This is a genomic window from Methylobacterium nigriterrae, from assembly GCF_037106235.1.
In the GTDB taxonomy this organism is placed as follows: Bacteria; Pseudomonadota; Alphaproteobacteria; order Rhizobiales; family Beijerinckiaceae; genus Methylobacterium; species Methylobacterium nigriterrae.
Genome location: NZ_JBAWTG010000004.1, coordinates 1 through 13,923, shown reverse-complemented (window position 1 = coordinate 13,923; position 13,923 = coordinate 1). Strand labels below are relative to the sequence as shown.

Here is a 13,923-nt window from a genome sequence, read left to right as displayed (position 1 = left end):
CTAAGCCCTTGAAGCGTCAAGCACTCGCAGTTCTTCAACCTTAAATGGCCGTTAACGGAATGGCCGTAGCGTGCGGGTCCAAGTCCCCCTTGCGTCCCCCTCGCGCCCGGTCCCGCATGCGCTCGCTTCGCCGCTCCGCATCGCCCTACGACACCTTCGTCGACACGCTGCGGCCGTTCCTGGCGCGGCGGCTGACGGAGCTCGGCGGCCTCCTCCTGTTCACCGCCGCCATCGCCCTGACGGTGGCGCTGGCGACGTGGTCGATCGACGATCCGAGCCTGAACCACGCCACCGACCACAGGGCGCACAATGTCCTGGGCGCCCCCGGCGCGGTGGTCTCGGACCTCGCCATGCAGCTTCTCGGGCTCGGCTCGCTCGCCTTCGCGCTGCCTCCGGCCCTGTGGGGCGTCCGCCTGATGAGCGAGCGCGACCTGCCCCGGGGCGGGATGCGGATCGCGCTCTGGATCATCGGCTTCTGCGCCGCGAGCGCCGTGGCGAGCGCGCTGCCGCCTACGGCCCGCTGGCCGCTCCCGACCGGCCTCGGGGGCGTGGCGGGCGATTCGCTGATGTCGGCCGCCCGCACCATCGTGGGCGCCATCTCGGGGCCCGCCGCGGCGCTCGTCGGCTTCGCCTACGCGGCGGTCGCGATCCTGAGCCTGACCGGTGCCTGCCGGGTCGGCGCCAGCCTCGACGACGACGAGGACGACGCGCCCTACATGGCCGCCCGCGAGCCGGTCCGCCGCGCCCTGCCGGGGCGCTCCGATGGCCGCTACGATCCGGACGAGCCGAGCCTCGGCATCGTCTCCCTCGGCGCCCTCGCGCAGGCCGTGATGCAGGGCCGCGCGGCGCTCGGCGCCCGCCTCGACGCCTGGCGCGCGCAGCGGGCGGAGGCTGGCCTCGCCTATGCGGGGGCCTCGCCGGCGCTCGCAGCCCGGCGCGCCTTCGCGGAGAGCGAGGAGGTGCCCTGGGCCGCCCACCAGCCGTCGCAGGCGCTCGCCGGGCGCCGCGAGCCCGTCTTCGAGCCCGGAGAGGCGTTGGAGCCCGCCCGCGCCCGCCGGCCTGCCCCGATCCTGCACGACGAGGCGGAGGACGATGCGGCGGAGGACGCCTCCGCGCGCGGCGAGGCAGCGGCTTCGGAGGCCCCGCGCTCGCGCGTCTCGGCACCGCTCGCCCCGCCCGCCCCAGTCCGCCGGCCGGCCCCGCCGCCGCAGCAGGCCCCGGAGGATTACGAGCATCCGGCGCTGGAGCTGCTCGCGGAGCCGCGCGGGCCCTCGGCCGCGAGCCTCGTCTCGGCGGACGCGCTGGAGCAGAACGCCACGATGCTCGAGGCGACGCTCGGCGATTTCGGGGTCCGCGGCGACATCCTGGCGGTGCGGCCGGGCCCCGTCGTCACCCTCTACGAGCTCGAACCCGCCCCCGGCACCAAGTCGAGCCGGGTGATCTCGCTCGCCGACGACATCGCCCGCTCGATGTCGGCGGTCTCGGCCCGCGTCGCGGTCGTGCCCGGCCGCAACGCGATCGGCATCGAGCTGCCGAACGCCAAGCGCGAGACGGTTTTTCTGAGGGAGCTGCTGGCCTCCGTCGACTTTGCGGAGACGAAGCAGAGGCTCGCGCTGTGCCTCGGCAAGAACATCGGCGGCGAGCCGATCATCGCGGACCTCGCACGGATGCCGCACCTGCTGGTGGCCGGCACCACCGGCTCGGGCAAGTCGGTGGCGATCAACACCATGATCCTCTCGCTCCTCTACCGGCTGAAGCCCGAGGAGTGCCGGCTGATCATGGTCGATCCCAAGATGCTGGAACTCTCCGTCTACGACGGCATCCCCCACCTCCTCACGCCGGTCGTGACGGATCCCAAGAAGGCGGTGATCGCCCTCAAATGGGCCGTGCGCGAGATGGAGGAGCGCTACAAGAAGATGTCCAAGATCGGCGTGCGCAACATCGACGGGTTCAATGCCCGCCTCGAGGAAGCGCGGGCGCGCGGCGAGATCCTAACCCGCACGGTGCAGACCGGGTTCGACCGCGAGACGGGCGAGGCGGTGTACGAGCAGGAGGAGATGGACCTGTCGGCCCTGCCCTACATCGTGATCGTGGTCGACGAGATGGCCGACCTGATGATGGTGGCGGGCAAGGAGATCGAGGGGGCGATCCAGCGGCTGGCCCAGATGGCGCGGGCGGCCGGCATCCACCTGATCATGGCCACCCAGCGGCCCAGCGTCGACGTGATCACCGGCACCATCAAGGCGAACTTCCCGACCCGGATCTCCTTCCAGGTGACCAGCAAGATCGACTCGCGCACGATCCTGGGCGAGATGGGCGCCGAGCAGCTTCTCGGCCAGGGCGACATGCTGTTCATGGCCGGCGGCGGGCGCACCACGCGCGTGCACGGGCCGTTCTGCTCGGACCTCGAGGTCGAGAGCGTGGTGGCCCATCTCAAGCGCCAGGGCCGGCCCGCCTATCTCGAGGCCGTCACCGCCGACGACGGCTCGGCCGAGGGTGGCGGCAAGGCCGCCACCGCCGACGAGATCGCGATGGACGGCGCCGTGTTCGACCAGGGCTCCTTCGGCGAGGCCGGCGGCGACCTCTACGAGCAGGCGATCCAGGTGGTGCTGCGGGACAAGAAGGCCTCGACCAGCTACATCCAGCGCCGCCTGCAGATCGGCTACAACCGTGCCGCCTCCCTCATGGAGAAGATGGAGATCGACGGCATCGTCGGCCCGGCCAACCACGCCGGAAAGCGCGAGATCCTGGTCGAGACCGAGGGGCAGGGGATGTGAGGGGCGGGGCTACTCGCCCGGCGATTGCTGCTGCCGCCGCGCCTCGCGCATGTGCAGGAACGCGGCCGTCCACCCGAGGCCAGCGATCACGATCGGCAAGATGATGAAGGCGAGGATGTAATCCTGGTTCATCGATCGACATCCGTCAGAACCCAACGTGCGGTTAGATGTCGGGCAACCGCGCCGAAAAACCGAAAGGCCACGCCCAAAACCATTTGCCAGACATCGACGAGCGCACGGACATTGCTGACGTTGTAGACGTAGCCCGCAATCGGCGTCGCGATGCCGACTGTGACACAGGCCGTCGACATCCGGTCGAGGGCATTGGCCGGAAGCTTCGTCCGCTCCGCAAAAGACGGAGGCATGCCCACGTTTCGGCCCTCACGCCACGCTGAACCGGTACTGCGTCGTGGATTCGAAGCAGGTGCCCGGCCGCAGCACGGCGGAGGGAAAGTCCGGCCGGTTCGGCGCGTCGGGGAAGCCTTGCGTCTCGAAGCAGACCGCGTCGCCGGAGCGGTAGAGGCGCCGGCTGGGGCCTGCGAGCGTGCCGTCGAGGTTGTTGCCCGTGTAGAGCTGGAGCCCAGGCTCAGTGGTCGAGACCTCCATCCGCCGGCCGCTGCCCGGGTCGAGGCAGGTGGCGACGGGGCGGAGCGCGGCGCGGCCCCCCAGCAGCACGAAATTGTGGTCGTAGCCCTTGGCCAGCGCGAGTTGCGGCACCGCCTCGCGGATGCGCGCGCCGAGCGCGGCCGGCCGCCGGAAGTCGAAGGGCGTGCCCGCGACCGGCGCGATCGCGCCGGTCGGGATCTGGGTGGCGTCGGTCGGCGTGAAGCCGTCGGCCGCGATCTCGACCTCGTGGCCGAACACGTCGCCCGAGCCCTCGCCCGCGAGGTTGAAGTAGCTGTGGTTGGTGAGGTTGAGCACGGTCGGCCGGTCGGTCCAGGCGGCGTAGTCGATCCGCAGGGCAGCGTCCGCGGTCAGGCTGTAGGTGACGGTGACGTCGAGGTTGCCGGGAAATCCCTCCTCGCCGTCGCGGCTGCGGTAATGCAGGGCGAGGCGCGCCTCCTCGGCCGCCTCGACGCGCCAGACGCGCTTGTCGAATCCGTCCGGGCCGCCGTGCAGGGTGTTGGGGCCGTCATTGACCGGCAGCCGGTATTCCCGCCCGTCGAGGCCGAAGCGGCCCCCGGCGATGCGGTTGGCGTAGCGGCCCGTGATCGCCCCGAAATGCGGGCTGCGGGCCTCGTAATCGGCGAAGTCCGCGAAGCCCAGCACCACGTTGGCGATCCGCCCCGCCCGGTCCGGTACGTCGAGCCGGGTGAGGATGCCGCCGTAATCGATGATCTCCGCGCGTAAGGGGCCGCGGGCGAGCGCGTAGCGGGCGACGGCGCGGCCGTCCCGTGTCCGTCCGAAGGGTTCGCCCGCCATGTCCGCCTCCCGATGCCCCGTGAAAGGGTAGCGCGGCGCAGGATAGAAGTCCGGCGGGCCCGCGTCCGGTCACGTCTCTGTGCGTTCGGGCTCGACCGGCCCGGCATCCGCGTCGGAGAGCTGCAGGCGGTGCAGGCGCGCGTAGGCGCCGCCCCGCGCGATCAGGACATCGTGCGCGCCGGTCTCGACGACGCGGCCCGCCTCCAGCACGACGATCTGGCCGGCCTCCCGCACGGTGGAGAAGCGGTGCGCGATGACGAGGGTGGTGCGGCCCCGCATCAGCCGCTCCAGGGCCGCCTGGACCAGGCGCTCGGACTCGGCATCGAGGGCCGAGGTCGCCTCGTCGAGGAGCAGGATCGGCGCGTCCTTCAGGAAGGCGCGGGCGAGCGAGATGCGCTGGCGCTCGCCCCCCGACAGGCGCCCGCCCGCGGGCCCGACCCGGAAATCGTAGCCCTCCGGCAGGCGGCTGACGAAGCCGTGGGCGGCCGCGGCCTCGGCGGCGGCCTCGATCTCGGCCCGGCTCGCGCCTGGCCGGCCGAAGCCGATATTGGCCGCGATCGTGTCGTCGAACAGCACGACCTCCTGCGACACCACTGCCACGGCCTGCCGCAGCGAGGCCGTCGTCACGGCGCGGACATCCTGCCCGTCGATCGTCACCCGGCCGCCCGTGACGTCGTAGAGGCGGGGGACGAGGTTGAGGAGTGAGGACTTGCCCGACCCCGAACGGCCGACGAGCGCGGTGGTGGCGCCCCCCGGCACCACGAGGTCGATGCCCTCGAGCGCGGGCGCGTCGGCGCGGTAGCGGAAGCGCACGGCCTCGAAGCGGATCTCGCCGTTAACGACGCGCAGTGGCGCCGCGCCGGCCGCCTCGCGGATCGAGGGCGCCTCGTCCATCAGGGCGAAGTAGCGGTGGAGCGCGGCGGCCGCCTCCTGCAGGATGGCGTTGAGGGTGCCGAGCGCCCGCGCCGGCTGGGCGGCGAGGAGAAGGGCCGCGACGTAGCCCGTGAAGTCGCCGACGGTGCGCTCGCCCGCCATCACCCGCTGGCCGACGAGCACGAGCACGCCCGCGACGGCAAGGCCGCCGCCGACCTCCAGCAGCGGGTCGAGGCGCCCGCGCGCGTTGGCGGCCTTCATCTTGAGGCGGCGCACCTCGTCGAGGGCCCGCGCGGCCCGGCCCTTGAGATAGCCTTCGAGCGCGTAGGTCTTGGCGATCCGGGCGCCCGCGAGGCTCTCGGAGATCAGGCTCGCGGTGGCGCCCATCTGCTCCTGGGTCGTCGTCGAGACGCGCCGCAGCTTCCGGCCGATCCGCCCGATCGGGCCGGCCACGAACGGCACGGTCACCGCCGCCACGAGCGTCAGCACCGGGTCCATCCAGATCAGCGCCGCGACAAGGCCGACGAGCATCGCGACGTCGCGCAGCAGCACCGTCGAGATCCGGGTCAGCGCCTCCTTGATGAAGGCGAAATCCGTGGTGAAGCGCTGCGTGAAGGCGGCCGGGCTCTCGCGGCCGAGCTGGGCGAGGTCGGACTCGATCAGGTGCCCGTACAGTGCCGCCTGCATGTCGGCCTCGACCCGGGTGACGACCCGGTTCGTCAGCACCGTCTGGCCGTAGAGCGCGAAGCCGCGCACCGAGGTCACGGCGATCACGACGAGAGGTCCGTAGGTGAGGGCGCTCGGGTCCTTGTGGTCGAAGGCGTCGAAGGCGGCCTTGATCAGCGCCGGGTAGAGGCCCGTCGCCGCGCCCACCATCGCGATCAGCACCAGCACCACGGCCAGCGTCGCCCGGTGCGGCGAGAGCCAGTCCCGCCAGAGCCGGGCGAGGAGCGGGATCGTGTCGCCCTTGAGGAGGCGCGCCATGCTGGAATCCAATCGTCCGCGCGAGGGGGCGCCACCCCGCGCGACGTCCGGAGCGACGGTGAGGCGGTGTTTGCCGCCGTCACCGCCGCGGATCAAGCGCCGAGGCCCGGCGCCGCGGGCGCCTCAGCGGTCGTCGTCCCCGCCGTGACGGTGGTGGTGATGGCCGAAATGCGGGCGCATCGGCCGGGCGAGGATCAGGGCGCGGCGCTTCTGGTCCGCATCGAGGGTGGCGTAGAGGGGCTGGGAGGCGTCCGCGAGCTTGCGCAGCGCGTCCCCTCGGGCGGTCGCCGCGTCCGCCATGGCCCGCAGGGCACCCGGCGCGTCGTCGATCATCCGGCCGCGCTCGCGCCGGGCCTCGCGCTGCTCCCGGCGCAGGCGGGCGAGGTCGCGGATGGCGGTCTCGACCGGCGGCCACAGCTTCTCCTGCTCCGCGCTCAGCTTGAGCCCCGCATGGAGCGCCGCGATCCGGGCATCCGCGAAGGCCGCGCGATCCTCGGGCGAGAGGGAATTCCAGCGGCCCTTCATGCCGCCGCGGGGCCCCTCGAAGGGACCCTCCCTGGAGGCCGCCGCCCCGATGAGGCCGAGCCCGGCCATGCCCGCCAGCAGGGCGCCGGTGATCACTGATCTACGCATGGGACTCTCCTGACCCAGATCGCCAAAGCGCCGGCCGAGCCGAGCGCCCGCTCACAATGGCCACGGTCGCATGGCGGGGCGCTGTCGCCAGGATGACAGCTTGTCCATCTTCCGGAAACGTCGCGGAAACATCGGCTCGGTCGGGGGCGGCGGCGCCTTGGCAGTGCAACATTATTACACTAGTTGAACCGCAGGACGGGTGGGACGGGGCGGCGATGCGCAGGACGGGACAGCGGTCGGGAATGGGCATTCGCCTCGGGCTCGTCCTCGCGGCGATGCTCCTGCTGCGCCCCGCGCAAGCGGCCGAGCCGATCCGGGCGGTGGCGACCTTCTCGATCCTCGCCGACCTCGTGCGGCAGGTGGGGGGCGAGCATGTCGCGGTCGCGAGCCTCGTGGGGCCCGATGCCGACGCGCACGGCTACAGCCCGGCGCCGGGCGACGGGCGCACGCTGGCGCGGGCCGACATCATCGTTCTGAACGGCCTCGGCTTCGAGGGCTGGATCGAGCGCCTGATCCGGGCCTCGGGCTCGAAGGCGCCGGTCGTGGTGGCCTCGCGGGGCGTCGCCACGATCCCGGGGCGCCACGAGCACGCCGATGACCGCGCGGGCGAGGGGGAGGCCGACCACGGCGACGCGGCCGACCCGCATGCCTGGCAGAGCATCCAGAACGCCAAGGTCTACGTCGCCAACATCCGCGACGGGCTGTCCAAGGCCGACCCGGCGCGCGCGGCGGATTACGCGGCGAATGCCGCCGCCTACCTCGCCGAGCTCGATGCCCTCGACCGCGAGATCCGCCGCGAGGTCGCCGACATCCCGCCCGAGCACAGGCGGGTCATCACCACGCACGACGCCTTCGGCTATTTCAGCGCGGCCTACGGCCTGCGCTTCATCGCGCCGCAAGGGGTCTCGACCGACAGCGAGGCGAGCCCGCGCGACGTGGCCCAGATCATCCGCCAGATCCGCCGCGACAAGGTGCCGGCCGTGTTCCTGGAGACGATCGCGGATCCGCGCCTGATGGAGCAGATCGCCCGGGAAAGCGGGGCGAAGATCGGCAGCAAGGTCTACTCGGACGCACTCTCGGGCCCGTCCGGCCCCGCGGCGACCTATCTCGACATGATGCGCGCGAACCTGCGGGCCTTCACCGCGGCGCTGGGCCGCGGATGAGGCAACGCCTCTGCCGCCCCGCAGGTCCCGGGGCTCCCCGAGATCCGCCCTTGCCGGCTCGGACCGGGCAGGCCCGGTCCGAGCGGGGAGGGGACGGCGTCCGCTACCCCCCCGTCATCGGCGGGAAGAAGGCGATCTCGGCCGCGCCCGCGATCGGCGCGTCGGGCTTGGCATGGACCCGGTCGATCGCCGCGCGCACGACGCCCGCATTCTCGAAGGCGTAGGCGTATTCCTCGCCCCGGTCCTTGAGCCAGCCGATCAGGTCGGAGACGGTCGCGACGCCCTCGGGCGGGCTCACGATCTCCTCGGCCTTGCCGACGCGCTCGCGCACCCAGGCGAAATAGACGAGCTTCATTCCTCGAAAACCCTCTCGGATCAGCGCGGATCGTCGATGACGTGCTTGATCCCGGCCCTCATGTAGTCCCAGCCCGTCCAGAGCGTCAGGGCCGCAGCGATCCAGAGCAGCACGATGCCGATCGCGACGGTGCCGGGCAGGACCGTCTCGCCGGCCGGCCCCGCCACCAGGAAGCCGATCGCCACGAGTTGCACCGTGGTCTTCCACTTGGCGATCCGGCTCACCGGCACGCTCACCTTCAGCTCGGCGAGGTACTCGCGCAGCCCCGAGACCAGCACTTCCCGGCACAGGATCACGATGGCGGCCCAGAGCGAGGGACCCGCGATGGTGCGGTCGGCCGCGAGCATCAGCAGGCAGGCCGAGACCAGGAGCTTGTCGGCGATCGGGTCGAGCATGCGCCCGAGGGCCGAGGACTGGGCGTAGGTGCGGGCGACGTAGCCGTCGAGATAGTCGGTGATGCCGGCGAGCGCGAAGATCGCGAAGGCCGCGAGGCGCGCGCCGACCTCGTCCGGCCAGAACAGCAGGCCCGCCACGACGGGAACCGCGGCGAGGCGGCCGTAGGTGAGGCAGTTCGCGAGCGTCCAAGCCTGCGACCGACGTCGGGGAAGGACGGCGTTCATCGGGGCGGTGAAATCACGGGCCGCCGGCACCGTCAACCGCGCGGTCTCGTCGCGCACAGGCTCAGGCGCCGGCATGGAAGAAATCGTAGACGGCCCGGGCGGTGGCGGCGTTGACGCCGGGGGTCTTGGCGAGGTCCTCCAGGGCCGCCCGCTGGATCGCCTTGACCGTCCCGAAATGATGCAGGAGCGCGCGCTTGCGGGTCGGGCCGATGCCGGCGATCTCGTCGAGCGGGTTCCGGACCATCTCGCGCTTGCGCTTCGCCCGGTGCGTGCCGATGGCGAAGCGGTGGGCCTCGTCGCGCAGGCGCTGCACGAAGTAGAGGGTCGGGTCGCGCGGCGGCAGCTTGAAAGGCGGCCGGCCGGGCAGGAAGAACGTCTCGCGGCCCGCGTCCCGGTCGCGGCCCTTGGCGACGCCGACGAGCGGCAGGCCGGCGACGCCGACCGCCTCCAGCGCCGCGCGGGCGGCATCGAGCTGGCCCTTGCCGCCGTCGATCAGGACGAGGTCGGGCCAGGCCGGGAAAGCGTCGGACTCCGCCTGCGGCTCCGGCACGGGCTCGGGCGGGCCACCCTCCAGCGCGGCCACCGCGGCCTCGATGGCGGTGCGCGGCGCCTCCTTGACGAGGCGCCTGAAACGCCGCTGCAGCACCTCGCGCATCATCCCGTAATCGTCGCCCGGAGTCAGCTCCTCCGACTTGATGTTGAAGGTGCGGTAATGCGCCTTCATGAAGCCGGTCGGCCCCGCCACGATCATGCCGCCGACCGCGTTCGTGCCCGAGATGTGCGAGTTGTCGTAGACCTCGATCCGGCGCGGCGCCCGCTCCAGCCCGAAGGCCTGGCCGAGGGCGGCCAGCAGCTTGCCCTGCGAGGCGGTGTCGGCGAGCCGCCGCGCCAGCGCCTCCTTGGCGTTGCGGCGGGCGTAGTCGACGAGGTTCTTCCGCTCGCCCCGCTGCGGCTGGTGGATCTCGACCCGGTGCTCGGTGCGGCTCGACAGGGCGGCGGCGACGAGCTCGGCATCCTCGATGGCGTGGCTCGTCAGCACGGTCCGGGGCGCCGGCTTGTCGTCGTAGAACTGGCCGATGAAGGAGCCGAGCACCTCGTCGGGCGACATCGAGCGGTCCGCCTTCGGGAAGTAGGCGCGGTTGCCCCAGTTCTGGAAGTTGCGGAAGAAGAACACCTCGATGCAGAACTGGCCGGCCTGCTCGTCGAGCGCGAAGACGTCGGCCTCCTCGACTCCCTGCGTGTTCACCCCTTGCGTGCCCTGGATCGCCGAGAGCGCGCTGATCCGGTCGCGGAAGCGCGCGGCGCGCTCGAATTCGAGGTCGGCGGAAGCGGCCTCCATCTCGGCGCGCATCCGGTCCTTCACGGCGTTCGACTTGCCGGCCAGGAACGCGTTGGCGGATTCGGCGAGCGCCCGGTACTCGTCGAGGGGAATCTCGCCCGTGCAAGGGCCGGAGCAGCGCTTGATCTGGTAGAGCAGGCAGGGCCGGGTGCGGTTCTCGTAGTAGCTGTCCGTGCAGGTGCGCAGCAGGAAGGCGCGCTGCAGCGCGTTCACCGTGCGATTCACCGCCCAGACGCTCGCGAAGGGTCCGTAATAGTGCCCCTTGCGGCGGCGCGCGCCCCGGTGCTTGATGATCTGTGGGGCCTCGGAATCCGCCGTGACGAGGATGTAGGGGAACGACTTGTCGTCCCGCATCAGCACGTTGAAGCGGGGCTTCAGCTGCTTGATGAGGTTGGCCTCGAGCAGCAGCGCCTCGGTCTCGGTCGCCGTGGTGACGAACTCCATCGCCGCCGTCTGCGAGATCATCCTGGCAATGCGGTTCGAGTGGGCCTGGCCCCGCGCGTAGGAGCCGACCCGCGCCTTCAGGCTCTTGGCCTTGCCGACATAGAGGACGTCGCCCTTGTGGTCGAACATCCGGTAGACGCCGGGCGAGGCCGGCAGCGTCGTCCAGAAGCGGCGGATCACCTCGGTGCCGGCCGTGACCGCGCCGGGCTCGAAATCGAAGTCGATCTCGGGGCTCTCGTCGAGGGGCGCGGCGTCGGAGAAATCCTCCGGGCCCTCGCCGTCGTCGAACGTGTCGGGGGGAACGTCGGTCCGGGCTCTGCGGCTCATGCCGGAGATGTAAGTCCCGCCGAATCGCGTGGGAAGAGGCCGCCAGCCCATGGCGGCCCCGTGGGTGCGCCGGGGCAGCGTCAGTCGAACAGCGCGTCGATGTCGTTCTGGTCGACGTGACCGATGTCGTCCTCGAGCTTCGGCCCGTTGAGGAGCGAGGATTCGTCGTCGATGTCCGGGCCGGTATCCTGCAGGCTCGCGAAGTCGCGGAAGGTGTCGAGCCCGCTCCAGGCCTCGATGACCCGGTCGAGGTGATCCTCGACGAACTTGAGCACGCCCACGATCTTGCTGATGCGCTGGCCGGTCAGATCCTGGAAGTTGCAGGCCTCGTAGGCGACGATCACCTTTTCCAGGATGGCGTCGACGCTGTCCTGGCCGGCCTTGCCGATCGAGGCGCGCAGCATGTTGGCGTTGGTCTCGATCTCCTCGATGGCGCCGAGCAGCGAGCTCGTGGCGCGCTCGGTGGAATCCACCACCGCGTCGAGCTCGTCGGCGGCACGGCGCATGCCCTTGCCGGTGTGCTCGGAGCGGTGCAGGGCGGCGATCTCCTGCTTGGTGCGGGTGATCGCGTCCTTCATCAGGTCGAGCTCGCCCCGCATCGAGAAGGCTTCGTTGAGCTCGCGCCGGCAGGCGTCGATGGTCTCGCTGGCGCTCGCCTGGGTCACGCGCTGCAGGTTCTGGATCGCCGACAGGATCTCGTCGAGCCGGGCATCCTGCGCCGCGGACATCTCGGCCGCGGGTGCGGGGGCGGCGATCGCCGGGGCGAGTCCGAGGCTGTCTTCGATGCGGTAGCGCTTGGTTTTCATCGGTCGAGGTCAGCCGGCAGGAGTGATCGGTACGAAAATGACGGAAACTGGTTGCCAGTTGTTGAATGAACGCCGGCGGTTTCGGACTTTTACCGCGCATTGACGATGACCATGATCGACGGCGCTTCTCTGCGACCGCGTGACCGATTCACCACGTTCCTTCATCCGATTCTCGGCAACGGCCCCGATCGTCGGGAGGAACCGGGGCGTTTTGCTCCGGCAGATCTGCGAGAGGACGGTCGGGGGATGCGTGGGGCGTGGTGCTTGGCGGCGATCGTCGCCGTGTCGGCCTGGGGCGGCCCGGGAGGCGGGGCCGCGCAGGCCCAGTCGAGCGGCGCCTATGCGCAGCCGGCGAATGCGGGCCGCTACGGCGGCGGCTTCATCGAGTATCTGATGACGGGCGGGCAGATGCCGCGGGCGGTGCGGCCGAGCCCGCTCGGCCCCGGCGACGGCACGCTGCCGGGTCATCCGGCCGCCTACGGCTACGGCGGGCCGGCGCCGCGGCGCCTGCAATCGGGCGACCCGGTGCCGGACTACGCCTTGGCGCAGCAGGCGCCGGTGCGGGTCGCGGCCCTGTCGCAGGCACCCGAACCCGAGGGCGGGGTCGCGCGCATCGCCCGAGCGCCCGATCCGCAATATGCCCGCCAGGTCGTGGACTATTCGGGGGGCCACCGCCCGGGCACGATCGTGATCGATACCCCGTCCCGCTTCCTCTACCTGGTGCAGCCGGGGGGCCGGGCGATCCGCTACGGCATCGGCGTCGGGCGGCCGGGCTTCGCGTGGTCGGGCCTCAAGACGATCAGCCAGAAGAAGGAATGGCCGGATTGGACGCCTCCGCCCGAGATGCTGAGGCGCCGCCCCGACCTGCCGCGGCACATGGAGGGCGGGCCGCAGAACCCGCTCGGGGCGCGGGCCCTCTATCTCGGCTCGTCCCTCTACCGCATCCACGGCACCAACGAGCCCCACACGATCGGGCAGTCGGTCTCGTCGGGCTGCATCCGGATGATGAACGAGGACGTGATCGACCTCTACGAGCGCACCCCGGTCGGCACGCGGGTCGAGGTTCTGTGACGGTTCGAGGCGCATGAGAAACCCGGCCCCGCTCGCGCGGGGCCGGGCATCATCGGCCGCGCCTGGCCGAATCGTCGATCACGAGGGCCGCATCCGGCAAGCCCGGATCGCGGCCCTCGGCATGCCGCCGATCAGGCCCAGTCGCTGTCGTCGCCGCCCCCGAGATCGCCGTCGAAATCCCCGCCCGAATCATTGTCGAACGAGGCGTCCTGGGCGCCGCCGAGCGGCGCGCCGAAATCCTGGGTGCCGGAATCCGAGCCGAAGTAGTTGTTCTCGACGACCGTCTCGCCGCCCCCGCCGAGACCGGCCGCGGCCGCGCTGCCGAGCTGCGAATGGCCGCCCGCGAAGGCGTTCGAGAGGGCGCTTCCGAGCAGCATCCCGCCCGCAGCACCGGCCGCCATCGGCAGGGCGGTGGCCAGGAAGCCGCCGCCGCGGGCCGGCGCCTGCTGCTGGCCGGCCCAGGGGCCGCCCTGAGGACCGCCGTATCCGCCCTGCGGACCGCCATAGCCCTGCTGCGGATAGCCCTGCGGAGGCGCACCGTAACCGCCCTGGTTGCCCCAGGGCTGCCCGCCCGGGCGCTGCTGCGGCGGATATTGCGGCTCGGGGCGCGAGCCGCCGCCGAAGATGCTCGACAGGAAGCCGCCCCCGCCGCCCTGCGGCTGGGCCTGCTGGCTGCGCCGGGCCTCCTCGAGCTGCTGGTTGAGGCTCTTGATCGCCTCTTCCTGCACGTAGATCAGCTGCGCCATGGCGTAGGGCGCGTAGGGCTGGGCCCGAATCTTGTCGGCGATGAAGCGCTCCGCGTCCGCGTCGCGGGGCTGGCTCGCCGCCTGCTCAAGGCGCTGGAAAATGCCGGCGATGACGTCGCGTTCTTCGCTGTTCATGGAGTCGTCCTCCTACAGGCAAGCCGGCGGCCTACAGCGCACCGCGCGGGCGCAGACGAGATGGGGACCCGGCGGGCCTTTGTCAGGGGGGCGGCGAAAACTTCGCCGTCGCAGGGCCGCGCGGCGGTGTTTGGGGCGACGAAAAAAGCCCGGCCTCTCGGCCGGGCTTGTCGTGAGTGTGGCGGGATCGGGCTTGGATCCGCGCGGGGATCGTGGGGTCGGCTCAGT

Annotated in this window: 13 protein-coding genes; 3 read left to right on the top strand and 10 right to left on the bottom strand. The window is 71.6% G+C overall.

What is annotated here, in order from left to right; genetic code table 11:
- The first annotated feature begins 116 nt into the window (after positions 1-116).
- On the top strand, positions 117-2,777 hold the full coding sequence (locus WDW90_RS04160) for a DNA translocase FtsK (protein WP_336486014.1): 2,661 nt from the start codon (positions 117-119) through the stop codon (positions 2,775-2,777).
- A 9-nt stretch (positions 2,778-2,786) separates the two neighbouring features.
- On the opposite strand, the gene WDW90_RS04155 is transcribed toward WDW90_RS04160, so the two are convergent.
- The 5 genes from WDW90_RS04155 to WDW90_RS04135 all read right to left on the bottom strand — a co-directional run bounded on the left by WDW90_RS04155 (position 2,787) and on the right by WDW90_RS04135 (position 6,689).
- Positions 2,787-2,909 (bottom strand): hypothetical protein, encoded by a 123-nt coding sequence (locus WDW90_RS04155; protein ID WP_336486013.1) that lies wholly within the window; start codon positions 2,907-2,909, stop codon positions 2,787-2,789.
- On the bottom strand, positions 2,906-3,142 hold the full coding sequence (locus WDW90_RS04150) for a hypothetical protein (RefSeq protein WP_336486175.1): 237 nt from the start codon (positions 3,140-3,142) through the stop codon (positions 2,906-2,908). The genes WDW90_RS04155 and WDW90_RS04150 overlap by 4 nt, the downstream gene beginning before the upstream one ends.
- 16 nt (positions 3,143-3,158) lie before the next feature.
- Positions 3,159-4,199 carry an aldose epimerase family protein gene (locus tag WDW90_RS04145; protein WP_336486012.1) on the bottom strand — a complete coding sequence of 347 codons (1,041 nt, stop codon included), beginning with the start codon at positions 4,197-4,199 and terminating at the stop codon, positions 3,159-3,161.
- A gap of 69 nt (positions 4,200-4,268) precedes the next feature.
- The gene (locus tag WDW90_RS04140) at positions 4,269-6,056 is read right to left on the bottom strand and encodes an ABC transporter ATP-binding protein (RefSeq protein ID WP_336486011.1); all 1,788 of its coding nucleotides are present in this window, start codon (positions 6,054-6,056) and stop codon (positions 4,269-4,271) included.
- A 123-nt stretch (positions 6,057-6,179) separates the two neighbouring features.
- Entirely contained in the window at positions 6,180-6,689 is a 510-nt protein-coding gene (locus WDW90_RS04135) for a Spy/CpxP family protein refolding chaperone (protein WP_336486010.1), read from the bottom strand.
- A gap of 242 nt (positions 6,690-6,931) precedes the next feature.
- Between WDW90_RS04135 and WDW90_RS04130 the strand changes: the two genes are divergently transcribed.
- Positions 6,932-7,852: a metal ABC transporter substrate-binding protein gene (locus tag WDW90_RS04130; protein WP_431310971.1), complete on the top strand. Its 921-nt coding sequence runs from the start codon at positions 6,932-6,934 to the stop codon at positions 7,850-7,852.
- Positions 7,853-7,955: 103 nt separating this feature from the next.
- Here WDW90_RS04130 and moaD read toward each other — a convergent pair whose 3' ends face one another.
- The 4 genes from moaD to WDW90_RS04110 all read right to left on the bottom strand — a co-directional run bounded on the left by moaD (position 7,956) and on the right by WDW90_RS04110 (position 11,743).
- Complete coding sequence (moaD, locus tag WDW90_RS04125) at positions 7,956-8,207, bottom strand: molybdopterin converting factor subunit 1 (RefSeq protein ID WP_336486009.1); 252 nt, start codon at positions 8,205-8,207, stop codon at positions 7,956-7,958.
- A gap of 20 nt (positions 8,208-8,227) precedes the next feature.
- Positions 8,228-8,827: a CDP-diacylglycerol--glycerol-3-phosphate 3-phosphatidyltransferase gene (pgsA, locus tag WDW90_RS04120; RefSeq protein WP_336486173.1), complete on the bottom strand. Its 600-nt coding sequence runs from the start codon at positions 8,825-8,827 to the stop codon at positions 8,228-8,230.
- 61 nt (positions 8,828-8,888) lie between these two features.
- A complete protein-coding gene (gene uvrC, locus WDW90_RS04115) occupies positions 8,889-10,937 on the bottom strand; it encodes an excinuclease ABC subunit UvrC (RefSeq protein ID WP_336486007.1) in 2,049 nt (682 codons plus the stop codon).
- An 80-nt stretch (positions 10,938-11,017) separates the two neighbouring features.
- A complete protein-coding gene (locus WDW90_RS04110; RefSeq protein ID WP_336486006.1) occupies positions 11,018-11,743 on the bottom strand; it encodes a chemotaxis protein in 726 nt (241 codons plus the stop codon).
- Positions 11,744-11,989: 246 nt separating this feature from the next.
- Here WDW90_RS04110 and WDW90_RS04105 point away from each other — a divergent pair, with 246 nt between their 5' ends.
- Positions 11,990-12,814, top strand: a complete 825-nt coding sequence (locus WDW90_RS04105; protein ID WP_336486005.1) for a L,D-transpeptidase — start codon at positions 11,990-11,992, stop codon at positions 12,812-12,814.
- Between the two features lie 131 nt (positions 12,815-12,945).
- Here WDW90_RS04105 and WDW90_RS04100 read toward each other — a convergent pair whose 3' ends face one another.
- Positions 12,946-13,695: a DUF2076 domain-containing protein gene (locus WDW90_RS04100; protein WP_336486004.1), complete on the bottom strand. Its 750-nt coding sequence runs from the start codon at positions 13,693-13,695 to the stop codon at positions 12,946-12,948.
- Positions 13,696-13,923: the final 228 nt, after the last annotated feature.